This window comes from Bartonella sp. CL100XZDX, from assembly GCF_042195375.1.
Lineage (GTDB): Bacteria > Pseudomonadota > Alphaproteobacteria > Rhizobiales > Rhizobiaceae > Bartonella.
In genome coordinates, this window is sequence record NZ_JBHIOH010000082.1 from 36,741 (window position 1) to 60,658 (window position 23,918).

General features: G+C 39.1%; 20 protein-coding genes. 17 read left to right on the forward strand and 3 right to left on the reverse strand.

Features of this window, described 5'->3' with window-relative positions; all coding sequences use genetic code 11:
- Window positions 1-18: 18 nt before the first annotated feature.
- The 14 genes from miaB (at window position 19) to truB (ending at window position 15,640) form a co-directional block, all read left to right on the forward strand.
- The gene (gene miaB, locus ACFILU_RS09025; protein ID WP_375675702.1) at window positions 19-1,395 is read left to right on the forward strand and encodes a tRNA (N6-isopentenyl adenosine(37)-C2)-methylthiotransferase MiaB; all 1,377 of its coding nucleotides are present in this window, start codon (window positions 19-21) and stop codon (window positions 1,393-1,395) included.
- A 159-nt stretch (window positions 1,396-1,554) separates the two neighbouring features.
- A complete protein-coding gene (locus ACFILU_RS09030) occupies window positions 1,555-2,679 on the forward strand; it encodes a PhoH family protein (protein WP_375675703.1) in 1,125 nt (374 codons plus the stop codon).
- A complete protein-coding gene (gene ybeY, locus ACFILU_RS09035; protein WP_375631071.1) occupies window positions 2,676-3,143 on the forward strand; it encodes an rRNA maturation RNase YbeY in 468 nt (155 codons plus the stop codon). The genes ACFILU_RS09030 and ybeY overlap by 4 nt, the downstream gene beginning before the upstream one ends.
- A gap of 108 nt (window positions 3,144-3,251) precedes the next feature.
- On the forward strand, window positions 3,252-4,277 hold the full coding sequence (locus ACFILU_RS09040) for a hemolysin family protein (protein ID WP_375675660.1): 1,026 nt from the start codon (window positions 3,252-3,254) through the stop codon (window positions 4,275-4,277).
- Window positions 4,240-5,874 carry an apolipoprotein N-acyltransferase gene (gene lnt / locus ACFILU_RS09045; protein WP_375663288.1) on the forward strand — a complete coding sequence of 545 codons (1,635 nt, stop codon included), beginning with the start codon at window positions 4,240-4,242 and terminating at the stop codon, window positions 5,872-5,874. Before ACFILU_RS09040 ends, lnt begins: the two co-directional genes overlap by 38 nt.
- Before the next feature lie 148 nt (window positions 5,875-6,022).
- A complete protein-coding gene (locus tag ACFILU_RS09050; RefSeq protein ID WP_273790585.1) occupies window positions 6,023-6,436 on the forward strand; it encodes a helix-turn-helix domain-containing protein in 414 nt (137 codons plus the stop codon).
- A 130-nt stretch (window positions 6,437-6,566) separates the two neighbouring features.
- Window positions 6,567-7,835, forward strand: coding sequence for a methionine adenosyltransferase (gene metK, locus ACFILU_RS09055; protein ID WP_273790586.1), 1,269 nt, complete (start codon window positions 6,567-6,569; stop codon window positions 7,833-7,835).
- Entirely contained in the window at window positions 7,832-8,533 is a 702-nt protein-coding gene (locus ACFILU_RS09060; RefSeq protein ID WP_375675661.1) for a tRNA (guanine(46)-N(7))-methyltransferase TrmB, read from the forward strand. The genes metK and ACFILU_RS09060 overlap by 4 nt, the downstream gene beginning before the upstream one ends.
- Window positions 8,534-8,660: 127 nt before the next feature.
- Window positions 8,661-9,311 carry a ribosome maturation factor RimP gene (gene rimP / locus ACFILU_RS09065; RefSeq protein WP_375675705.1) on the forward strand — a complete coding sequence of 217 codons (651 nt, stop codon included), beginning with the start codon at window positions 8,661-8,663 and terminating at the stop codon, window positions 9,309-9,311.
- Window positions 9,312-9,358: 47 nt separating this feature from the next.
- Window positions 9,359-10,990 (forward strand): transcription termination factor NusA, encoded by a 1,632-nt coding sequence (gene nusA, locus ACFILU_RS09070; protein ID WP_375631074.1) that lies wholly within the window; start codon window positions 9,359-9,361, stop codon window positions 10,988-10,990.
- On the forward strand, window positions 10,991-11,626 hold the full coding sequence (locus ACFILU_RS09075) for an RNA-binding protein (RefSeq protein ID WP_273790589.1): 636 nt from the start codon (window positions 10,991-10,993) through the stop codon (window positions 11,624-11,626). It begins immediately after the preceding gene.
- Window positions 11,623-14,142 (forward strand): translation initiation factor IF-2, encoded by a 2,520-nt coding sequence (gene infB, locus ACFILU_RS09080; protein WP_273790590.1) that lies wholly within the window; start codon window positions 11,623-11,625, stop codon window positions 14,140-14,142. Before ACFILU_RS09075 ends, infB begins: the two co-directional genes overlap by 4 nt.
- A gap of 123 nt (window positions 14,143-14,265) precedes the next feature.
- Entirely contained in the window at window positions 14,266-14,673 is a 408-nt protein-coding gene (gene rbfA, locus ACFILU_RS09085; RefSeq protein ID WP_375637598.1) for a 30S ribosome-binding factor RbfA, read from the forward strand.
- 4 nt (window positions 14,674-14,677) lie between these two features.
- A complete protein-coding gene (gene truB, locus ACFILU_RS09090; RefSeq protein WP_375675706.1) occupies window positions 14,678-15,640 on the forward strand; it encodes a tRNA pseudouridine(55) synthase TruB in 963 nt (320 codons plus the stop codon).
- A 462-nt stretch (window positions 15,641-16,102) separates the two neighbouring features.
- On the opposite strand, the gene ACFILU_RS09095 is transcribed toward truB, so the two are convergent.
- On the reverse strand, window positions 16,103-17,731 hold the full coding sequence (locus ACFILU_RS09095; protein WP_273790593.1) for an MFS transporter: 1,629 nt from the start codon (window positions 17,729-17,731) through the stop codon (window positions 16,103-16,105).
- 312 nt (window positions 17,732-18,043) lie between these two features.
- Between ACFILU_RS09095 and rpsO the strand changes: the two genes are divergently transcribed.
- The 3 genes from rpsO to ACFILU_RS09110 all read left to right on the forward strand — a co-directional run bounded on the left by rpsO (window position 18,044) and on the right by ACFILU_RS09110 (window position 21,828).
- Window positions 18,044-18,313 carry a 30S ribosomal protein S15 gene (gene rpsO / locus ACFILU_RS09100; RefSeq protein ID WP_005774142.1) on the forward strand — a complete coding sequence of 90 codons (270 nt, stop codon included), beginning with the start codon at window positions 18,044-18,046 and terminating at the stop codon, window positions 18,311-18,313.
- A 249-nt stretch (window positions 18,314-18,562) separates the two neighbouring features.
- On the forward strand, window positions 18,563-20,758 hold the full coding sequence (pnp, locus tag ACFILU_RS09105; protein ID WP_375637597.1) for a polyribonucleotide nucleotidyltransferase: 2,196 nt from the start codon (window positions 18,563-18,565) through the stop codon (window positions 20,756-20,758).
- Window positions 20,759-20,832: 74 nt separating this feature from the next.
- Window positions 20,833-21,828, forward strand: a complete 996-nt coding sequence (locus ACFILU_RS09110) for a class I SAM-dependent methyltransferase (protein ID WP_375663552.1) — start codon at window positions 20,833-20,835, stop codon at window positions 21,826-21,828.
- 19 nt (window positions 21,829-21,847) lie between these two features.
- On the opposite strand, the gene hslU is transcribed toward ACFILU_RS09110, so the two are convergent.
- A complete protein-coding gene (hslU, locus tag ACFILU_RS09115) occupies window positions 21,848-23,158 on the reverse strand; it encodes an ATP-dependent protease ATPase subunit HslU (RefSeq protein ID WP_375631079.1) in 1,311 nt (436 codons plus the stop codon).
- Window positions 23,159-23,740, reverse strand: a complete 582-nt coding sequence (gene hslV / locus ACFILU_RS09120; RefSeq protein WP_375675663.1) for an ATP-dependent protease subunit HslV — start codon at window positions 23,738-23,740, stop codon at window positions 23,159-23,161.
- Window positions 23,741-23,918: the final 178 nt, after the last annotated feature.

The window sequence follows — 23,918 nt, forward strand, 5'->3', positions numbered from 1 at the left end:
AACATTTACACATGCGCTATGAATAAAGTAAATCCTAAAAATACGCCTCCTGTTGCTCCTAAAAAGGTTTTTATAAAAACCTATGGATGTCAAATGAATGTTTATGATAGCCAACGGATGACTGATAGCCTCAGTTCGCAAGGCTATGTGACAACACAAATTCCCAATGATGCCGATCTTATTCTTGTTAATACCTGTCATATTCGTGAAAAAGCAGCAGAAAAACTTTATTCTGATCTTGGTCGTTTGCGCGTTATGCGTCAAGAGCGCACACCTGATAAACCCCTGATGGTTGGTGTAACAGGTTGTGTTGCACAAGCTGAGGGAAGTGAAATCTTGCGCCGTGCTCCAACAGTGGATCTTGTTATTGGTCCGCAAATGTATCATCGCTTGCCAGAATTGTTAGAAAAAGCAAAACAAGGAAAAAAAATTATCGAAACAGACTATGCTGTTGAAGATAAATTTGCTCATTTGCCGCCCTATAATAAACATGCGGTAAGAAAACGAGGTGTTAGCGCATTTTTAACAGTACAGGAAGGTTGCGATAAATTTTGCACTTTTTGTGTTGTTCCTTACACACGCGGTGCTGAAATATCACGGTCTGTCGAGCAAATTACCGAGGAAGCCCGCCAACTCACCGAAGCGGGTGTCAAAGAAATTACGCTGCTTGGACAAAATGTCAATGGTTGGCATGGACAAAGTGCTGATGGCAAAACTTGGCGTCTTGGCGATCTTCTTTATCATCTTGCAAAACTCAATGGTTTAAAGCGTTTGCGTTACACAACCAGCCACCCACGTGATATGGATGATAGCCTTATTGCCGCGCATCGAGATCTTGATATGTTAATGCCTTACCTCCATCTTCCTGTTCAATCAGGTTCAGATCGCATCTTAAAAGCCATGAACAGACAACACAAAAGCTCTCATTATCTTCATCTTATCGAAAAAATTCGAAACGCACGGCCAGATATTGCCTTTTCAGGCGATTTTATTGTAGGGTTTCCAGGAGAAACAGATGAAGACTTTGAAGAAACCATTAAACTTATTCAACAAGTACAGTACAGTTCAGCTTATTCTTTTAAATATTCCCCCCGTCCTGGAACAGTGGGAGCCACAATGAAAAATCATGTTGATGAATCTGTAAAAGATTCCCGACTTCAACATTTACAAGCCCTTCTCCTTGAGCAACAAAATGCGTTTTTGCGTTCTAAAATTGATCAGAAAACGAACGTTCTCATCGAAAAACCTGGACGTCACTCAGGGCAAATGGTAGGGCGTTCCCCTTGGCTTTTACCTGTTGTTGTCGATACAGAAGCCTCTACAGGTAGCGTGATAGAAATTCATATTAAAAATGCAAGCTCAAACAGTTTTGTTGGTGAAGTGACAAATAGATAAACATGCCTCTAACACCTTGTTCAAAAATAAATATTTTTGAAAACTCTTTTATTTTAAAAGAAAATGATTACATCTAAAGCGTGCACTTTTTGTAAAAATTGTCTTTTATAAAGTTTACTTAACAAAATGTGCAATGTTTATGTAGATATGGAGAATAGGCTGAAAGCTTCAACCGAAAAAATAAAGCGTATTAAAGAAAAAGTAAATATGTCCCTTGAAAAGGCTGATACCTTGAAACAAACAAGCGCTTCAGATCTGAGCCAAGTTGTTTTGATTTTCGAAAATAATAAATATGCAAAAGCAGTTTTTGGTAAATTTGACGAAAATCTCACTTATATCGAAAAAAAACTCGAACTTAGTATTCATCCGCGTGGTAATGAAGTCTTAATCCGTGGAAATATTTCTGTTATAAAACGTGCGCAATATGTATTGCAGCAGCTTTATGAACGTGCCAAAACACATCAAGAGCTCACTTTATCAGATATAAAAGGAGCGATTGCTATGGCAAATATACCAAAGAAGCAGAAAGAAGACACAATAACACACAAATCTGCAACGAAACGTATACCAGCACGGTTGAGTACCCATAAAAAAATAATTCATGCAAGAACTCCAACACAAGACGCTTACATAAGCGCTATGGAGCATACTGAACTTGTGTTTGGTGTAGGACCAGCAGGAACAGGAAAAACGTATCTTGCTGTTGCTCATGCTGCAATGCTTCTAGAACGTGGTATCATTGAGCGAATTATTCTCTCACGTCCAGCTGTTGAAGCTGGAGAACATCTTGGTTTTCTTCCCGGTGATCTCAAAGAAAAAGTCGACCCATATTTACGACCACTTTATGATGCTCTTTATGATATGATGCCCGCTGAAAAAATAGAACGCATTTTAGCTTCTGGTGTCATAGAAATTGCTCCTCTCGCCTTTATGCGCGGACGAACACTTGCCCATGCTGCTGTTATTCTTGATGAGGCACAAAATACTACCCCCATGCAAATGAAGATGTTCCTCACACGTCTTGGAGAAGGAACGCGTATGATTGTTACCGGTGACGTAAGCCAAATTGATTTGCCTACAGGGCAAAAATCAGGTCTCATTGAAGCAATTCGCATTCTTTCAAATGTAGAAAATATTGCAATTGTGCATTTTGATGAAAAAGATGTTGTACGCCACCCACTTGTTGCTGCTATCGTTCGTGCTTATGATCGTGATTCCGAAATACAAAATAAAAAAAAATCATTCGCATGCGATGCATTAAAAAATGAATTTGATTCGTCATGATTATTATTGATATAATGATTAAAAGCGCAGGGTGGAATGATGAGAAAATGCTTTATAATATCACTGAAAAAGCATTAATGGCAACTATGCATCATGTTTCATTGGAAAATGTTGTAAGCGAGATTAGCCTGCTTTTTACGGATGATGAACATATGGCACAAATCAATGCACAATGGCGCAACAAAAACAAATCCACTAATGTATTATCCTTTCCTGCTTTTCCACTTAAAGCTGGAAATCAACCTGGTCCCATGCTCGGTGATATTATTATTGCCCGAGAAACTGTTGTTTTCGAAGCAGAGAACGAAGGAAAAACATTTCAAGATCATTTAACGCATATGATTGTTCATGGTATCTTACATCTGCTTGGTTATGACCATGAAACTGATGATGAAGCATATAAAATGGAAAAGCTCGAAAGAGAAATTCTTCAAAAGCTTTCCATAAAAGATCCTTACGCATAATTGTCTATCAATGATAAAATTTAACTTTTAAAATCAATATTACCAGCATAGCATTTAAAGCCTCTTATTTATCTGTTATAAAAAGAAAGTCTAAAAGATTTCAAAACCATGGCAAACAAAATAAATGCACAAAATAATAGTCAAGCATCTTCTAATAATGAAAAAGACCCCTCTCAACAGACGAATCATACAGAGAAATATTCCCTGATGAATCATTTATTTTCATTCTTACGGGGTCGTAATTGTGCATCTACGTCACTGCGCGATGATCTTACCGTTGCACTCACAACTAACAATGAAAAAGATACCGCCCTCTTCTCACCTGAAGAACGTACTATGCTGCATAACATTTTACGCTTACGTGAAGCACGCGTGGATGATGTTATGATACCTCGTTCTGAAATCGAAGCATTAGAAATAAATACCTCTCTTGGAGAAACCCTTCAATGTTTTGCAAAAATTGGTCATTCTCGTATACCCGTTTATGCTGAAACTTTAGATGATCCGCGCGGCATGATCCATATCCGCGATATTCTTAACTACATCACTCGCTTTATTATCAACCCAACAAAAACCCAACAAAAATCCGATTTGCTTCAATTAAACCATACAGACTTGCATACTCCAATCGGTGAATTGGATTTGATCCGAACAGTTCTCTTTGTTCCCAGTTCTATGCTTGCGAGCAAATTATTAACACGGATGCAAACTACACGAACTCAAATGGCTTTAGTTATTGATGAACATGGAGGAACAGATGGTCTCGTTTCAATGGAAGATATTGTTGAGTTAGTCGTTGGGGATATCGAAGATGAACATGATAATGTCGACAATGCTATCGTACGTGAACCAAATAATAAATGGCTCGTTGATGCAAGAACTGAACTAGAAGATGTGGAGAAAGCTCTTGGTCCTGATTTTATCGTAGGGGAATATGGCGATGAAGTTGATACTATTGGTGGTTTGATCGTCTCCATTCTTGATCGCATTCCTGCTAAAGGTGAAATTGTCGAAGCTGTACCTGGCTATAGATTTCGTATTTTAGAAGCTGATAAACGCCGGATTAAACGATTGCGCATTTTTCGCATTCCCAAAAATGAGAATCTTGAGAACAATGCCATCCCTAAAGAATAGTCCAGCGTTTTTAAACAATTTCATCGTTTTTTTGTTCTCTGTTACAGGCTGGAAGCGCCAAGCATGGATATTTCTGTGTGGTGCTCTTACTTCTTTTGCACTTCCACCCTTTTATTTAACACCTCTTTGCTTTTTAACTTTCCCTCTCTTTATTGTTTTACTTGACTCAATACGGGCCACCAAAAACAATAAAAAACATTTTTTTACTTACGCTTTAAGCTGTGGAACCTTTGGTTTTAGTTATTTTATTTGCGGCCTTTGGTGGCTATGCAATGCTTTGTTAACAGATCCAGATTCTTTTGGTTGGGCAGTCCCATTAGCCATTTTATTCCCTCCACTCTACCTTTCTCTTTATTGGTTTTTTTCTGGTTTCATTGTCGGTTTATTATGGACAAAAGGAATAGCACGCTTTTTTGTTTTAGCCTTTGCATTAGGATTATCCGAGTGGTTGCGTGCGTTTTTATTCACAGGATTTCCATGGAATTCTCTTGGCTATACAGCCATGCCAACCCCAATGTTCATGCAATCTGATGCAATCGTAGGACTTTACGGAATGAATATTCTTGCTGTCTTAGCCTACAGTTTGCCAACTGTTTTATTAACGAATGAAAAAAAGAAAGTGGCACTTTCTCTTTGCTTATCACTTATATTCATTCACTGTGGTTTTGGGTTTTATCGTCTTCATACTATAGAAAACACAGCTGAAGATCAAAAAAGTGCTTATTGGGTGCGTATTGTTCAACCGTCCATCCAACAAAATATAAAATTGCGTGATAATACACGAGAAGCTATGTTGGAAGCGCATATGAAGCTAAGTGCAACACCAACAACCGATCAAAATTCAGAACCCGATTTTATCGTATGGCCGGAAGCTTCCGTTCCTTACCTTCTTTATGATAACTCATCTATCACAATGCGCATTGCCTCTCTTTTAAAACCTAAACAATGGGCTATTATCGGAGCAATACGCGCCAGCAATGATCTACCTCATTCCCAAACACAATATTTTAATACAATTGCAGTCATTAATGCTCAAGGTAATATTTTAAATACCTCCGATAAACTTCATTTGGTTCCTTTTGGTGAGTATCTTCCTTATCAGAATTTATTGAAAAAAATTGGATTGCGTACCCTTGCCGATAATATTGGTGGATATAGTACTGCAAGTGTGCGCAAAATTGTTACAATGCCAAACGGATTTTCTTATCTACCCTTAATTTGTTATGAAGCAATATTTCCCCATGAAATGACTTTTCAAGGCTCCCCGCCTCAAGCAATTATTAATATTACAAATGATGCATGGTTTGGTGTAACACCTGGACCCTATCAACATCTTCAACAAGCACAGCTTCGTGCCGTTGAACTGGGAATCCCCCTCATACGGGCAGCTAATAATGGCATATCAGCTGTTATTGATTCTTATGGACGAATCGTTGTAGCTCTTCGACAAAATGCTGTGGGCATTATTGATTCACAAGTTCCATCATCCATTACCCCTATAGGAAGCAATGAATACAGAACTTTCTCTACTTTTATCTTATTCATCCTTATGCTATTGTGTCGTGTTGGTTTTGGTTCTACAAAACAGCTTAAATGATTCAAGTGCCCTTTGTACGGCATTATGTTGCGTGTACCAGTAGTATTGGGAAAAAATATTACATATTGTTTTAATTATATGATAAATCAGCTTCGCATAAATATGATGTTGGTTTAGAAGAAAAGTGCTGGAAATAAAGAGTTGCATTATGACCGAAACTAGAAAAAAACCTGACCCTATAGATATCTATGTTGGAACTCGTATCCGTTTACGTCGTAATATTTTAGGACTCACTCAAGAGAAACTAGGTGAAAAATTAGGAATTACTTTTCAGCAAATCCAAAAATATGAAAAAGGAACAAACCGTATTGGTGCCAGTCGTCTTCAAGCGATAGCAGAAATTATGGATGTTCCTGTTTCTTACTTTTTTGATAAAGGTATTACCTCCCAACAAGTAGAGGGTTTTGCCGAAAGTGATCACAATTTTATAGACTTTTGTTCTAGCAGCGAAGGGATTCAGCTCATGCGCGCTTTTACAAATATATCTGATGCTAAAGTGCGTCGAAAAATTATTGACTTGGCAAAAGCACTTTCTGAGGAAGATGTGACAAATAAGTTATAAATTAAAATTATATCTTTTCTCTTTTATTCATATAAATTTGCATTGACGATTTGCTACAGAATTAGCAAATGGTAGCGACTTTAGTAAGCAATTAATTAAATCGTTGGTTTTCTTTTTTGAAGGAGTTCCTATGCCGCATCAAGATTATCTTTTTACGAGCGAATCGGTATCGGAAGGACATCCTGATAAAATTTGTGATCGTATTTCCGATGAAATCGTTGATATGATCTATAAAGAAGCTGAAAAGACTGGTACTGATCCATGGTTAGTACGCGTTGCCTGTGAAACGCTCGTCAGTGTCAACCGTGTTGTTATCGCTGGTGAAGTACGTGTTCCCGATACGCTATTAAAAAAAGATAAAAATAAAGAATTCATCTATGATGAAACTAGCTTTCCACTCATTAATCCTACACGTTTTCGTACAGCAGCGCGCCGTGCTATTCGTACCATTGGCTATGAACAAGCAGGATTCCATTGGAAAACTGTTAAAATTGATGTTCTTTTGCGCCCCCAATCAGCTGATATAGCAAGAGGGGTTGATAATGCTACGGATCGGCACGGTGAAGAAGGAGCAGGTGATCAAGGCATCATGTTTGGATATGCTTGCCGTGAAACACCTGATCTCATGCCTGCACCAATTTATTATGCGCATAAAATTCTCAAACTTCTTGCCGCAGCCCGACATAAAGGAGAGGGAGAAACTGGAAAATTAGGACCAGATGCTAAAAGCCAAATAACCATACGCTATAAAAATGGAAAACCAATAGAGGTCACATCCATCGTTCTTTCAACGCAGCACCTTGATGAAAGCTGGGATTCCAATAAAGTACGTACAGTGGTTGAGCCTTACATTCGCCAAGCTTTACATGACATTCCCATTGCAGCTCAATGCAGTTGGTATATTAACCCAACAGGAAAATTTGTTATTGGAGGCCCTCAAAGCGATGCCGGATTAACGGGACGCAAAATTATTGTGGATACTTACGGAGGTGCAGCACCCCATGGAGGCGGTGCTTTTTCAGGAAAAGATACAACAAAAGTTGATCGTTCTGCTGCCTATGCGGCACGCTATCTGGCTAAGAATATTGTTGCTGCTCATTTAGCAGAGAGATGCACCATTCAACTCTCCTATGCAATTGGTATTGCACAACCTTTATCTATTTATCTTAATCTTCATGGAACAGGAAAAGTCGATGAAAAAGTTATTGAAGCAGCCATCCGCAAAATAATGGATCTTTCACCTACCGGCATTCGAAAACATCTTGACCTCAATAAACCTATTTATGCAAAAACAGCTGCCTATGGTCACTTTGGTCGTAAACCAAAAAACGATGGTTCGTTTTCATGGGAAAAAACTGATCTCGTGAAAACGCTTCAAACAATGATCCAAATCCCATGATTAAACATAATATACGTAAGAGTGAAGCATTTTTTGGACGCCGACAAGGAAAACAACTTCAAAACAGTCAGCTTACACGTATAAAAATGCTTCTCCCCAATTTTAATATTGATTTAAATGTTCCTCCTCCTTCAAACCTTACATCCTTATTTTCAAGCAAAGTAAGAGAAATTCGACTTGAAATCGGCTTTGGTGGAGGTGAACATTTACTTCATGAAATGGAATATTTTCCAAAAACTGGTTTTATCGGCGTCGAGCCCTTTATCAATGGCATGGCAAAAATATTGTTGTCTCTTGAACAGCATCAAAACCATCAAAATCGTCTTCGCCTCTATAATGATGATGCTACACGCCTCCTTGATTGGCTCCCTGATAACTCGCTTGATGGAATAGACCTCTTCTATCCCGATCCTTGGCCGAAAAAGAAACACTGGAAACGACGTTTCATCAACATAAAAAATCTTAACCGTTTTGCTCGTGTTCTTAAAATAGGAAAATTTTTTCGCTTTGCTAGCGATATAGACAGTTATGTAAACTGGACTTTGTACCATTGTGCACAACATGATCACTTTGAATGGAAAGCAGAAAGCCCTCAAGACTGGAAACTCCCTTATCCACTATGGAGTGGAACCCGCTATGAAGCAAAAGCTTTACGCGAAGGACGAACGCCTGCCTATCTTACCTTTATCAAGAAATAAATGATCAAGCGCTTTTCTCATAAACAACTTGAAAAATTTTGAATTTAAGAGTATCAATAGTTAAATTCTTGGTCTTATGATGAAGAGTGGGCCGTTGGACCCGCTCTTTTTTAATATCATAAAACTGATGAAAACAACTTGGATAAAATGTATGAACGAAGCTGAAAAAATAAGCAATCTTAACGAACCGCGCTTGTTTGAAGAAGATGGTATCGAAGCACAGGTTGCTGCTCTTGTCATACCACTACTTAAACCTTTAGGTTTTCGTTTGGTTCGTGTAAAACTTCTTGGTCAAAATGGTTTAACACTTCAAATTATGGTTGAACGTGCCGATGGTTCTATGACCATAGAAGATTGTGAAACTGTTAGTCGAACTGTTTCCCCACTCCTTGATGTCCAAAATGTTATTGAACGCAAATATCATTTAGAAATCTCATCACCTGGAATTGATCGTCCATTGGTAAGAAAATCTGATTTTTTTCATTGGCAAGGGCATCTTGCAAAAATTGAAACAAAAATAATAATTGATGGGCGCCGAAAATTTCGCGGGACACTTACAAATATCACGCAAGATGGATTTATTTTAAACACTGATAAAGCTGCTTATGGAGAAGCCATGTATACCCCTATTTCCTTTTGTGATATCATAAATGCACATTTAGTGCTTACCGATGAGCTTATTCGCGATGCATTGAAACAAAATAAAGATTTAAGTCAACAATTCATTGCCGAAGAGAACGCTAACGACTCTATACAGACGCTCAATTTCAAAAAATAATATCACAGGGGAATACCCATCGTGTGGCACAAAGAAGGAGAAAATTGATGGCTACAAGCGCTAACAGGCTTGAGATTCTGCAAATTGCAGATGCTGTTGCACGTGAAAAGTCAATCGACCGTGAAATTGTCATTTCTGCGATGGCTGATGCTATTCAAAAAGCAGCACGTTCTCGTTATGGTCAAGAAACCAATATCCGTGCTGAAATCAATTCTAAAACAGGTGAAATTAAATTACAGCGCCTGCTTAAAATCGTTGATGTCGTTGAAGACTATACAACGGAAATTACTTTGTCTGATGCTCTCAAACATCAAGCAGAAGCAAAAATTGGTGATTTTTTTGCTGATCTTTTACCTCCTATGGATTTTGGACGTATCGCAGCACAATCTGCTAAACAGGTTATTGTACAAAAAGTACGCGACGCAGAGCGTGATCAGCAATATGAGGAATTCAAAAATAAAGTTGGTGAAATTATTTCTGGTACAGTTAAGCGTGTGGAATATGGTAACGTCATCGTTGATCTAGGGCGCGGTGAAGCTATTGTGCGCCGTGATGAATTAATTCCTCGTGAATCATTCCGCTATGGAGATCGCATTCGTGCTTTTGTCAATGATGTACACCGTGAAACGCGTGGGCCGCAAATTTTCCTTTCACGCACACATCCCCAATTTATGGTAAAACTTTTCACTATGGAAGTGCCCGAAATTTATGATGGTATTATAGAAATCAAATCTGTAGCTCGTGATCCAGGTTCACGGGCTAAAATCGCCGTTGTTTCACGCGATGGTTCCATTGATCCTGTTGGAGCATGCGTTGGAATGCGAGGAAGTCGTGTACAAGCTGTTGTTGCTGAATTACAAGGCGAAAAAATTGATATTATTCCTTGGTCGCCTGATGCGGCAACATTTGTCGTTAATGCACTGCAACCTGCTGAAGTTTCTAAAATTATCCTTGATGAAGATGCTGAACGGATTGAAGTTATTGTGCCAGATGATCAACTTAGCCTTGCTATTGGACGACGTGGGCAAAATGTTCGCTTGGCTTCACAGCTAACAGGATGGAACATTGATATTTTAACGGAAAAGGAAGAATCTGAAAATCGTCAAAAAGAATTTACTGAACGGAGTAAATTGTTTATGGAAGCCTTAGAGGTTGACGAAATGATCGGACAGGTTATGGCATCAGAGGGTTTTTCTTCTATTGAAGAAATCGCCTATATTGATCTTGAAGAAATCGCTTCTATTGATGGTTTTGACCATGATACCGCCGCTGAAATCCAAAGTCGTGCCCGCGAATATCTTGATCATCAAGAAAAAGAACTTGATGAAAAACGCAAAAAGCTCGGAGTTTCTGACGAATTGCGAACACTTCCTGGAATGACAAGTGCTATGTTGGTTGCTGTAGGTGAGGATGGTGTAAAAACAATAGAAGACTTTGCTGGCTATGCCGTTGATGATTTAGCTGGTTGGAGAGAACGCAAAGAAGGTCAAACACAGAATTTTTCTGGTATTTTAACCCCTTTTGACATTACACGCGCAGATGCAGAAGCTATGGTTTTAGCCGCACGTGTACAAGCAGGCTGGATAGACCAAGCTGATCTTGTTACAGAAAATCCTGTAGAAGATGAAAATTCTACAGAAAATGAAAAAATAGATGATTTGGATGTGGATACACTTTAAATGAATGAACGGACTTGCATTGTGACCCGAAAAAATGCTTCAGCACAAACGCTGATCCGTTTTGTTATTGGTCCCAATAACCAAATTGTTCCTGATCTTAAAGCGAATTTACCAGGGCGTGGCGTTTGGATTTCCGCCCATCACGCTGTTATTGAGAAAGCAATAAAACAGAAAGCTTTTCATAGAAATTTTAAAACAGATGTTGAGGTTGCACCAAATCTTGTGCATGTTATTGATACGCTTTTACTAAAAGCCGCTCTTTCAAGCCTTTCCATGGCACGAAAAGCGGGAGCAATTGTTATGGGAGCAACAAAGGTTGACGCTGCTATCCGCTCTGGTAAAGTTATTCTTGTACTTCATGCTAAAGAAACAACAGAAGATGGGAAACGAAAAATTGCACAGGCCATCCATTCAATACAACAACAAACAAATCGGACTATAAAAACCATATCTTTATTTACAAGTGATGAAATGCGAGTGGCTTTTGGCTCTAATCCTGTAATGCACGCGGCCTTACTGGACACAAAGGCTGCTGAAGGATTTCTCAAAACGACATGTAAATTGATCAGCTATCGTGACGACAAGCATAGTAAGTCTAGTGAGATGACGGCACAAGCCGTGAAGGAAGTACAATGAGTGAAAATAACAACGACAAAACAACCGTCAAGAAGACACTAACTCTCAAGAGGTCTGTCTTGGAAACGAGCACGGTTAAACAAAATTTTAGTCATGGCCGTACGAAGGCTGTCGTTGTCGAAACCAAACGGCGTAAAATTACGCGACCTGATGAAAAAGCTGAAACCCTACAGCCCATTACAAAGCCGCATGTGGCCCCCCAGCGTTCTAAACCGCGTTTTGAGGGAAAAAAGCCTCAAGAATCTGTGGCCAAAAGCAATCTTTCATCAACTGAAATGGAAGCGAGACTTCGCGCGTTAGAAGAAGCACATATCCAAGAAAGAATAACGCGAGAACAAGCCGAAGAAGAAGCAAGACGCGCTAAAGAGCGTGAAGAAATTTTACAGCAAGAAAGTAAAGAAAAAGAAATACATCTCCAACAAGAAGAAGAAATATCACCAGTACAGACTCCACCTGTTCCCCCTCTCATTGAACAGACAGATATTCCTATTGCGCCTAAAAACACAACCGTGATTGAAAAACGCAAAATAGATGACAATAAAGAGGAAGAACGGCATAGTCGACGTGCTAATCCTGCTAAATCAGAAATACGTGTACCAAAAGTTGTCAAAGGAGCTGATGAGCGGCGACGCGGAAAGCTAACTCTGAATAGTGCACTGGATGAAGAAGGAAACGCACGTGGGCGCTCAATGGCTGCAATGCGGCGTAGACAGGAAAAGTTTAAGCGTGCACAAAATCAAGAACCAAGAGAAAAAATTTCTCGCGAAGTTGTTCTTCCTGAAACGATTACCATTCAAGAGCTCGCACAACGTATGACGGAGCGTTCTGTTGATGTGATTAAATTCTTGATGAAACAAGGACAAATGATGAAACCTGGCGATGTTATTGATGCAGATGTTGCCGAACTCATCGCTGTTGAATTTGGCCATACTGTTAAACGTGTTTTAGAATCTGACGTAGAAGAAGGTATCTTTAATATAAAAGATAATCCTCAAAACATGCAGCAGCGTCCCCCTGTTGTAACCATTATGGGCCATGTTGACCACGGAAAAACTTCTCTTTTGGATGCTATTCGTAAAGCAAATGTTGTTTCTGGCGAAGCAGGAGGTATTACGCAGCATATTGGTGCCTATCAAGTAGAACAAAACGGTCAAAAAATTACCTTTATTGATACACCTGGTCATGCTGCATTTACGGCTATGCGTGCACGTGGAGCTCGTGTTACTGATATTGCTGTTCTCGTTGTAGCCGCTGATGATAGTGTTATGCCCCAAACGATTGAATCAATCAATCATGCGAAAGTCGCTGGTGTACCTATCATTGTTGCTATCAACAAAATTGATAAACCAGCTGCGAATGCACAAAAAGTACGTACAGAACTTCTACAACATGAAGTGTTTGTTGAAACTATGGGCGGTGAAACTTTGGACGTTGAAGTTTCTGCTAAAACTGGTCAAAATCTTGATAAACTTCTCGAAGCTATCCTTCTTCAGGCTGAAATGCTTGATCTGAAAGCAGATCCTCAACGAACTGCAGAGGGCGTTATCATTGAAGCCAAATTGGATCGCGGACGTGGATCTGTTGCAACAGTTCTTGTTCAAAAAGGTACATTACACCCTTCTGATATTATAGTTGCCGGAAATGAATGGGGTCGTGTGCGTGCTTTGATTGACGACCATGGCCGCCATGTCAAAGAAGCCGTTCCCTCTACACCGATTGAAATTTTAGGAATGCAAGGAACACCACAAGCCGGAGACCGTTTTGCTGTTGTCACACATGAAGCAAAAGCACGTGAAATTTCTGAATATCGTCAACGATTAGCACGTGATAAAGCTGTTGCGCGGCAAACTGGTTCGCGTGGTTCTCTTGAACAGATGATGACAAAATTGCAAACGACTGGTGTTAAGGAGTTTTCTCTTATTATAAAAGGGGATGTGCAAGGATCAATTGAAGCAATTGCTTCAGCATTGGAAAAACTCGGAAATGATGAGGTTCGTGCGCGTATTGTACATTCTGGTGCTGGAGGAATTACCGAAAGTGATATTTCTCTTGCGGAAGCTTCTAACTCTGCTGTAATTGGCTTTAATGTTCGAGCCAATAAGCAGGCACGTGATTTTGCTAAAACACAAGGAATTGAAATTCGTTATTATAACATCATTTATGATCTTGTTGACGATATCAAGGCTGCCATGTCTGGATTACTCTCACCAGAACAGCGTGAAACTTTCCTTGGTAATGCTGAAATTCTAGAAGTCTTTAACATTACAAAAATTGGAAAAGTTGCAGGATGTCGTGTTACAGAAGGTAAAATAGAACGAGGAGCCGGTGTTCGCCTTATCCGCGATAATATCGTTATTCACGAAGGAAAGCTGAAAACACTCAAACGTTTTAAAGATGAAGTCAGTGAAGTGCAAAGTGGTCAAGAATGTGGAATAGCCTTTGAAAATTATGACGACATGCGCGCAGGAGACATCATTGAGACCTTCCGTATCGAACATATTAATCGTACATTATAAAATAATCCAATAACCTTATTCTGTTATAAAATGAGAAAAAGTTATTAGATTTTATACACAATATCTTTTTTTCCTTATCTAAATGGTCAAAAAAAGAGATCTTGTAGCAAGGATAAAACTTTGATGAAAAATGCAGGACCATCACAACGGCAACTTAGAGTAGCAGAGCAAGTACGTCATGCAGTAGCGCATATATTACAGCGTGATATTTTGCTTGATGATATCTTAAAAGATATTGTTATTTCTGTCTCTGAAGTACGCATGTCACCAGATTTAAAAATTGCTACTTGCTTTGTATCACCTCTCAGCACTCTTAAAAATGCTTCTCATACCGATGTTGTTGATACCCTCAATAAACATAGTCGTTTTCTCCGAGGAGAAATCAGTCATGCGTTGCGACAAATGAAATATATGCCAGAACTGCGTTTCCGACTTGATAATAGTTTTGATAATTTTTCAAAAATTGATGCTCTCCTTCGCTCGCCTGAGGTTGCACGCGATCTTCACCATAGCGATACAGATGAGGATTAAAGATATGGCGCGGCAACACAAGAAAAAAGGGCGTCCTGTTTCTGGCTGGGTCATATTTGATAAACCAAAAGGAATGAAATCAACAGAAGCTGTCTCACAAATCAAATGGCTCTTTCATGCTCAAAAGGCAGGACATGCGGGTACACTTGATCCTCTTGCTTCTGGTCTCCTTCCTATTGCATTGGGCGAAGCAACCAAAACCGTCCCTTACGTGATGCAAGGCAAAAAAACTTACCGTTTTCATATTGCTTGGGGGCAAGAGCGCTCAACAGATGATCTAGAAGGAGAAATAACGAAAACTTCTCTCAAACGTCCAACACAAGAAGAAATACTTGCTCTTCTTCCTCAATATACAGGTGTTATTTTGCAAACACCTCCACAATTTTCAGCAATCAAAATTGCCGGAAATCGTGCCTATGATTTAGCGCGTGAAGGGGAAGTTGTTGAAATTCCGCCCCGTGAAGTGGAAATAGAAACTTTCAAATTATTAGAAATGCCTACTAAAGAGCATTCTGTCTTTGAAATAACCTGCGGAAAAGGAACTTATGTGCGCTCTTTAGCACGCGATATGGGACGTGATCTCGGTTGCTATGGGCATATTGCTGATTTAAGACGTATTGCCGTCGCACCTTTTGATGAAGAAGATCTCATTACATGGGAGGAACTAAAAGCGGCCATTCCGCCAAATAAAAACACTACAGATGAAAATAATCGTTCTTTTGAAAAAAACTTCTCAACACTCGATGGGCTCTTAATTGACACAAGTGCCGCATTAGATTGCCTCCCTCACTATATCCTTAATGAAACTCAAGCACAGAAAATTATCAAGGGGCATTCTATCCTCTTGTGTCATCACAAAGTACCTCTTGATGAAGAGGAAATTTGTGTCCTCTATAAGGAACAACTTCTTGCTATTGGCATTCTCGACAAAGGTCTATTTAAACCAAAGCGGATTTTCACAATTTAATCGATTCTTTTCCACAACCACCTTTTGCGAAAAGATATTTTTCTCTATCAATTAAGAAAAATATGGTGCTTTTCATTGTCTATATTTACCGTATTCATATCAAAATTTAAGTCAGTGCTATAAGCTAACACCACCACACACTTTTTCCTCTTAATGTCGCAATAATCCTTGCATTTGAAGGAATTCATAAGAGGCTTTTTATTTCTTTTTCAATCATTTTTACTCACACTTTAGCCCTCGTTTGTAATGTGCAAGCGAAGATGTGGACTGATTTACTCTAAATAGATTTGAAACGAGAAAAGCTTAAGACTTTCAGAACTATCACTCAACATGAAAAATGGTAAATAACCGTTATAAATCAATTCATTAACTATTGAAACAGCAATTTTTTGTTATGACTATGCTAACAAATTGATCGAAATAATATTAACATATTTAATATTTACAAAAACTGTTTTAACCCTAAGGGAGATGATCAGAGGAAACTTTTAAAAGCATCTCATTGGCTTGAGGTATTGTTTGGCGTTCAATCATGCGGTGCACTCTTATACCGTTAGGAGCACAATTTAAATGACGCAGACGCTTATTGACTTCTGCATCTGCTTTTGTACGACGATGATTATGGCGTAAATAATCTACCCATGTTGGCATATGATAAGCCTCTGTCCAATATTCAGGTCTTTCAAGATCTCGTAAAAGGACCCACTGACGCGCACCATCACGTAACCGAATATGGCGTCGACGCGTCATCACTTTGAGAAACTCTTCGAGTTCATTTTCATGAATTTGGTAATCAATCATTATCATGATCGGGCCACTTCTTGCTTTGAGGTCGAGTAATAGTTCCGGCTCTCTAAAATGATCAAGAGGATTTAAATCTATCTGAGGAATTTCTTGAATTCTAAATTTTACCCCTGCAAGAGCACCAAAAATCAAAAATAAAGAACAAACGCTCAAAGCAATTGTTGGAGAATAACCATCAGCTAAACCTCCCCAGATTGCACTTCCAATAGCCATCCCCCCATAAGATGCCGTTTGATAAAGAGCTAAAGAACGTGCAACAACCCAGCGTGGTGTAGAGAGTTGTACAGATGTATTAAACAATGATAAGGCCAAAACCCAACATAAACCTGCAGGAAATAAAGCAATATGGCTTATAATCAGTGAACGGCTGATTCCCAATAAAAAGCAAGAAAAGGCGAAACCAATAAATGCACTTGCAATAATTGTTTCTGAACGAAAATGATGCCGTACAACTGCATTAATAATGCCTGCTGTCATGGCTCCTAACCCAAAACAACCGAGCAATGTACCATAAAGAAGGGCACTTCCTCCAAGAACTTTATGCGCAACAATTGGCAAAAGTGCTAAAATAGAAATTGCTCCTATACCAAAAAGGAACGCTCGAACCATAATGCTCAGGAGATTAGGTGACATCGCAACATAACGCAAACCATCTGAGACAGCTCCTAACAGCCTTTCTCGTGGCAATGAGTTGTTTTCATAATTCGACTTCCAGAAAAACAACGCACCAATAAGAGGAATATAGCTTATAGCATTAAACAAAAAAGCAGCCGATGCCCCTAAAGTTGCAATGATGGCACCCCCAATAGCAGGACCAACACTCCGCATCAAATTAAAGCCAACACTATTCAAACTAACAGCAGCAGGAATATTTTCCCTGCTCACAATATCTCCTATCGTTGCTTGCCAAGAAGGATTATAAAAAGCTGTGCCACATCCAATCAAAAACGTAAAACATAACAAAAGCCAAGGTGTTAGAAATCCCATATAGGCTAAAACAGATAAACTCATCGATATGACCATCATCATAATCTGTGCACACAACATAATTTGACGCCGATTAAAATTATCAGCTAATGCCCCTGCCATCAAAGAAAACATAACAAGTGGTAATGTTGTGGCACTTTGAACTAGCCCAACCATGGAATGCGAAGAACTAATCAACGCCATTAACCACCCTGCTCCAACAGCTTGTATCAGCCCCCCTAAATTAGAAATAAGAGTAGATGACCATAAATTTCGAAATACCGAATTACGAAAAAGTTTTAATGTTGAAATGCTCTGCATCTTTTTCCTCCAACGGTATTTATCACTTTTGTTACCACACACACACTCATAATCTTTGTATCAAAAGGATGCATAATTGTTTAAAAAACTTCTCATAAAACTCTATTTAAATCAATATTTCAAAACAAAAGCTTTTATTTAAAGAAAGACTTCAAAATGCTGTCAAGGACTAGTATTTTAACCTTCTTTCCTATATAAGAACGAAATTAGGTAAGAGTCTTCGACTTTTCCTGTTTTCTCACAGACCCTAGCTGAACGACATCTCGGCTATGGGTGACTTTATGTTTCTTCGTTTTTGGAAAGGATAATACGATGTCGATTACAGCTGAACGTAAACAAGCTCTTGTCGCAGAATACGCAAACAAAGTTGGTGATACAGGATCACCAGAAGTACAGATTGCTGTACTTTCTGAACGTATTTCTAATTTAACAAACCACTTTAAATCTCACAAAAAGGATAATCATTCTCGTCGAGGTCTTTTGAAGATGGTGTCTCAACGCCGGCGTCTTCTTGATTATCTTAAAGGAGTTGACCAAAATCGTTATCAGACACTTATAAAGAAGTTAGGTTTACGTCGCTAAAAGAAAAATGGAGGTGGTATTTAAAAAACCACCCATTTTTTCAATGTGTTGCTTTTAATTAAAAATTTTAAAAACTGATAAGTTATTATGGGATAGGACTGCTCATCGTTTCACATTTAATGCGATTTACTTCTCTCTTCTCGCAACAAAGGAAGTAATTTGTTGTCCACCCCAGAACTTGCAAATATGCTGCGCACAACCAGAATGTAAGCAATCAAAGATTTAAACACTGGTCATTAAGGATAAAAAATGTTCAAAACGCACAAGATAGAAATTGAATGGGCTGGGCGTCCTCTCACCCTTGAGACAGGGAAAATAGCGCGTCAAGCTGATGGTGCAGTGATTGCTACCTATGGAGAAACTATTGTCTTAGCAACCGTTGTATCGGCCAAAAACCCAAAACCAGACCAGGACTTTTTTCCACTCACTGTTAATTATCAAGAAAAATTCTATGCTGTTGGTAGAATACCTGGGGGCTATTTAAAACGTGAAAGTCGACCAAGTGAAAATGAAACTTTGGTTTCACGTTTGATTGATCGCCCAATTCGTCCCCTTTTCGTTGAGGGATATAAAAATGATACACAAGTTATTGTTTCCGTTATACAGCATGATCTCGAAAACAATCCCGATATCCTTGCGATGATTGCATCTTCTGCCGCATTGACCCTGTCAGGTGTTCCTTTCATGGGACCTATAGCTGGTGCACGCGTTGGCTATTGTAATGGACAATATGTTCTTAATCCTCATATCGATGAAATGCCTGAATCAAAACTTGATCTTGTTGTTGCTGGAACAGAAAGTGCTGTTTTGATGGTTGAATCAGAAGCACAAGAATTACCGGAAGATATCATGTTGGGGGCCGTGATGTTTGGTCACAAAGGCCTTCAACCTGTCCTTGATGCCATTATAAAGCTTGCTGAAGTTGCTGCAAAAGATCCTCGTGATTTTGTTCCTGAAGATCTTTCTGAACTTGAAAAAGCGATGCAGAAAATGGCAGAACAGGATATACGAAAGGCTTACACAATTACTGATAAGCAAGAACGTTATGCTGCAATTGATGCACTAAAGACAGAAATCCTCAATAAATTTATGCCAGAAACAGAAAAAGACTGTCAATTTAGTACAGATCAAATTGCAACCGTATTTAAACAGTTGCAAGCAAAAATTGTTCGTGGGAACATTCTTGATACCCAAAAGCGGATTGATGGACGCAATCTTTCTACCGTGCGCCCTATCCAATCAGAAGTAAGTATTTTACCCCGCACACATGGATCAGCTCTCTTTACCCGCGGAGAAACACAAGCTATTGTCGTTGCAACACTAGGAACTGGTGAAGATGAACAATATGTTGATTCCTTAACGGGAATGTATAAGGAAACATTCCTTCTCCATTACAATTTCCCACCATTTTCAGTGGGTGAAACGGGACGCCTTGGTTCTCCTGGTCGTCGTGAAATTGGACATGGTAAATTGGCATGGCGGGCAATTCACCCCATGTTGCCAACGAAAGAATCTTTTCCTTATACCATTCGTGCTGTCTCAGAAATCACTGAATCCAATGGCTCTTCTTCTATGGCAACGGTTTGTGGAACTTCACTTGCTCTTATGGATGCTGGTGTTCCTCTAGCACGCCCTGTTGCTGGTATTGCTATGGGCTTGATTAAAGAAGGAGAACGCTTTGCTGTTCTTTCTGATATTTTAGGGGATGAAGATCATCTTGGAGATATGGATTTTAAAGTCGCAGGAACAGAAAATGGTATTACTGCCTTGCAAATGGATATCAAAATTGATGGTATTACCGAAGAGATTATGAAAATCGCGCTTGAACAAGCCAAAGGAGGCCGAATCCATATCCTTAATGAGATGGCAAAAGCTTTAACCAGTGCACGTGCTGAGCTGAGTGAATTTTCTCCACGAATCGAAGTTATGAATATTTCTGTCGATAAAATCCGTGATGTTATCGGCTCTGGTGGTAAAGTTATTCGGGAAATCGTGGAACAAACTGGAGCAAAAATTAATATTGAAGATGATGGTACCATTAAAATTGCTTCTGCTGATGCTAAAACCATTGAAGCGGCAAAACGCTGGATCCATTCTATTGTCGATGAGCCTGAAGTTGGTGCTATCTACCAAGGAACAGTTGTAAAAACTGCAGAATTTGGTGCATTTATAAACTTCTTTGGTTCTCGTGATGGACTCGTTCATATCTCTCAGCTTGCATCAGAACGCGTCAGCAAAACAACCGATATTGTAAAAGAAGGTGACAAAGTTTGGGTTAAATTAATGGGCTTTGATGAGCGTGGAAAAGTTCGGTTATCAATGAAGGTCGTTGATCAAACAACCGGAAAGGAAATCACCGGTGATAAAGCGATAAATGAAGAAAAGTGCGTGGATGAAAAAAAACAACCTGAAAATAAGCGCCGCCGTAAGAAAAAAGAAGAGTAAGTTTTTCTTCTTATCGTATCATGAAATGCCATCCCAATATTGGAGTGGCATTTTTTTCTTTGAAAGAGTCATATGTGTTATTATTTTTGCCTTTTGAAAATCATGAACTCCCGTATCCTGATCCAAACCAGTGTTGGCTAAGTTTTGGTTTAACAGAAATCCCAGCTCAAGAATGGGCACAAAATTTAAGAGTTATTACGCCTTGGCGACCAGATTTTTTAAAATTTGTCGATACTCAATTTCACTGCTCTCCTCAAATAGATAAAACCTTCAGCTATGATGGTGCATTTTTACATTTGAGCAAATATCGTGGTTTGAACCAAAATTGTTTTCTTGATTTATTAGAATGCGTTAAACCCAATGGATGGATTGTAATCAGTGGGAATAAAACTGTTGGAGCTGCTTCAATGATGAAATGGGTCAAAACAATTGTTCCTATCACCAATAAATTATCTAAAAATCATGGTCTTGTATTTTGGTTGCAAGTTCCTCAACAAATTGAGAGACATAACATTGCGCAATTGCGCTCACCACCGCTCACTTTTGGTAAATTTCAAACCGCTTCTGGTATGTTCTCACACGGACGTATTGATCCAGGATCTGCTGCGCTTGCGTCTTATATGTTCAAAGTTATTTCTGGAAAAACGGCTGATTTTGGTGCTGGATGGGGCTATCTTTCTCACGTTGCACTTGAAAGAAGTGAAAAACTCACCGCTCTAGACCTTTATGAAGCCGACTACAACGCTTTGAGAGCAGCAAAACGGCACCTTAAATCCATAACAGCTCCTTTTCCAATTCATTTTTATTGGCATGACCTTGTACATGAACCTATCACAAATCTATATGACACAATCATTTCAAATCCACCGTTTCACACACAACAAACGACAGATGTTTCATTAGGAAAAAATTTTATTATAAATGCTGCAAAGTGCTTAAAACCAAGCGGCAGTCTGCTTTTTGTTGCAAACCGCCACCTGCCTTATGAAACATTATTAAAAAATATTTTCCGCACAGTGTTGATACATGAACAAGCCCATGGTTTTAAAATTATCGAAGCGCGCAGATAAACAAAACAAGCAATAACTTTCAAAGAATAAAACGGGAAAGATCGATATCAGCAGCAAGCTCGCCAATAGATTTTCTTACGTAAGCAGCATCAATTTTAAACGATGTTCCAGCTTTATCTGGCGCCGTAAAAGAAATCTCATCCAAAACGCGCTCCATCACTGTTTGCAAACGACGTGCCCCTATATTTTCAATCCTTGCATTTAAATCTACAGCAATATCTGCTAAAGCATCAATTGCATCATCGGTAATTTCCAAATGAACCTCTTCCGTTGCCATAAGAGCAATATATTGTTTAATCAAACTGGCTTCTGGTTCTGTTAGAATGCGTCGTAAATCTTCCCTTGTTAAAGGATTGAGCTCCACACGGATGGGCAAACGTCCTTGAAGTTCCGGTAATAAATCAGATGGCTTGGAAACATGAAATGCACCTGAGGCAATAAAAAGAATATGATCTGTTTTGATTTGCCCATATTTTGTAGCAATTGTTGTTCCTTCCACCAAAGGCAAAAGATCACGTTGAACGCCCTCACGCGAAATCGCAGCACTGGCTCCACCGTCTCGAGTTGCAATTTTATCAATCTCATCAATAAAAACAATACCATCATTTTCAGCAACACGAAGCGCCTCTTGAATAATTTGCTCCTGATCAAGGAGTTTTTCAGATTCATCATCAATGAGCGGTTTAAAAGAATCCTTTACCGTCGTCTTACGGACTTTTGTACGACTGCCCATTTTACCCAAAATATCTGATAAATTCATAATACCCATTTGTGCCCCAGGCATACCAGGAATATCAAAGGTTGAAGCACTATTGCTATTATTATCGGCGACTTCAATTTCAATCTCTTTCTCATCCAGCTCACCTTCACGCAATTTTTTACGAAAACTATCACGGGTAGCAGGACTTGCTGTTTTACCAACAAGGGCGTCTAAAACGCGCTCTTCAGCATTCACGTGAGCCTTTTCTTTTATTTCATCTCGTTTCTTTTCACGTACAAGAGAAATGGCAATTTCAACAAGATCTCGAATAATTTGCTCAACATCACGTCCCACATAACCAACTTCAGTAAATTTCGTCGCTTCTACTTTAACGAAGGGTGCTCCAGAAAGTTTTGCTAATCGACGTGCGATTCCTGTTTTACCAACACCTGTTGGCCCTATCATTAAAATATTTTTTGGCATAACTTCTTCACGCATCGGCTCATCAAGCTGTTGCCTACGCCACCGATTGCGCAATGCAATAGCTACAGAGCGTTTGGCATCATTTTGGCCAATAATAAAACGATCAAGTTCAGAAACAGTCTCACGAGGGGAAAATACAACACACATTTAAATAGCTTTCTCTAAAGAAGATAATTCTGCATCCAATGTTTCAATCGTAAAATGATCATTGGTGTAAACACAAATTTTAGCGGCAATAGCCATAGCTTTACGAGCAATAGTTTCTGCATCCAAATCCAAATCCATGAGTGCACGCGCTGCTGAAAGAGCAAAATTTCCTCCAGAGCCAATTGCCATAACCCCATCTTCTGGTTCTAAGACATCACCAAGCCCTGTTAGAGCCAAAGTTACTTTCTTATCAGCCACGAGCATCATTGCTTCGAGACGACGCAAATAGCGATCTGTTCGCCAATCTTTTGCAAGTTCTACACAGGCACGCATAAGCTGATCAGGATATTGTTCAAGCTTTGTTTCCAATCTCTCCAGTAATGTAAAAGCATCTGCCGTAGCACCTGCAAAACCAGCAATAACCACTCCGTTCTTTCCAAGACGACGCACTTTACGTGCATTGCCTTTCATAATTGTCTGTCCAAGAGAGACCTGACCATCACCGGCCATCACGACTTTTCCACCTTTTCGTACCGTAATAATTGTTGTACCATATATTATGTCTGGCTTATGTTCTGTCATAAGGAAACTCCTTAATATTAACTTTACTTTTTAATATTGATTTCTTTTCATACAATGTAAAACTCAATTACTATTGTCCTATTTAAGAACATATACAGCAAAACACAATGATTCAGCATAACTCAATTTGTTGAAAATGGAAAAATGATATCATTGTTGTCAATGTAAATTACTGCTA

What these genes read in the sequence shown, in the direction of transcription:
- miaB (WP_375675702.1), top strand. Translation starts at nt 19, where the DNA reads ATGAATAAAGTAAATCCTAAAAATACGCCTCCTGTTGCTCCTAAAAAG.
- ybeY (WP_375631071.1), top strand. Translation starts at nt 2,676, where the DNA reads ATGATTATTATTGATATAATGATTAAAAGCGCAGGGTGGAATGATGAG.
- ACFILU_RS09040 (WP_375675660.1), top strand. Translation starts at nt 3,252, where the DNA reads ATGGCAAACAAAATAAATGCACAAAATAATAGTCAAGCATCTTCTAAT.
- lnt (WP_375663288.1), top strand. Translation starts at nt 4,240, where the DNA reads ATGAGAATCTTGAGAACAATGCCATCCCTAAAGAATAGTCCAGCGTTT.
- ACFILU_RS09050 (WP_273790585.1), top strand. Translation starts at nt 6,023, where the DNA reads ATGACCGAAACTAGAAAAAAACCTGACCCTATAGATATCTATGTTGGA.
- metK (WP_273790586.1), top strand. Translation starts at nt 6,567, where the DNA reads ATGCCGCATCAAGATTATCTTTTTACGAGCGAATCGGTATCGGAAGGA.
- ACFILU_RS09060 (WP_375675661.1), top strand. Translation starts at nt 7,832, where the DNA reads ATGATTAAACATAATATACGTAAGAGTGAAGCATTTTTTGGACGCCGA.
- rimP (WP_375675705.1), top strand. Translation starts at nt 8,661, where the DNA reads ATGAAAACAACTTGGATAAAATGTATGAACGAAGCTGAAAAAATAAGC.
- nusA (WP_375631074.1), top strand. Translation starts at nt 9,359, where the DNA reads ATGGCTACAAGCGCTAACAGGCTTGAGATTCTGCAAATTGCAGATGCT.
- ACFILU_RS09075 (WP_273790589.1), top strand. Translation starts at nt 10,991, where the DNA reads ATGAATGAACGGACTTGCATTGTGACCCGAAAAAATGCTTCAGCACAA.
- infB (WP_273790590.1), top strand. Translation starts at nt 11,623, where the DNA reads ATGAGTGAAAATAACAACGACAAAACAACCGTCAAGAAGACACTAACT.
- rbfA (WP_375637598.1), top strand. Translation starts at nt 14,266, where the DNA reads ATGAAAAATGCAGGACCATCACAACGGCAACTTAGAGTAGCAGAGCAA.
- truB (WP_375675706.1), top strand. Translation starts at nt 14,678, where the DNA reads ATGGCGCGGCAACACAAGAAAAAAGGGCGTCCTGTTTCTGGCTGGGTC.
- ACFILU_RS09095 (WP_273790593.1), bottom strand. Translation starts at nt 17,731, where the DNA reads ATGCAGAGCATTTCAACATTAAAACTTTTTCGTAATTCGGTATTTCGA.
- rpsO (WP_005774142.1), top strand. Translation starts at nt 18,044, where the DNA reads ATGTCGATTACAGCTGAACGTAAACAAGCTCTTGTCGCAGAATACGCA.
- pnp (WP_375637597.1), top strand. Translation starts at nt 18,563, where the DNA reads ATGTTCAAAACGCACAAGATAGAAATTGAATGGGCTGGGCGTCCTCTC.
- hslU (WP_375631079.1), bottom strand. Translation starts at nt 23,158, where the DNA reads ATGTGTGTTGTATTTTCCCCTCGTGAGACTGTTTCTGAACTTGATCGT.
- hslV (WP_375675663.1), bottom strand. Translation starts at nt 23,740, where the DNA reads ATGACAGAACATAAGCCAGACATAATATATGGTACAACAATTATTACG.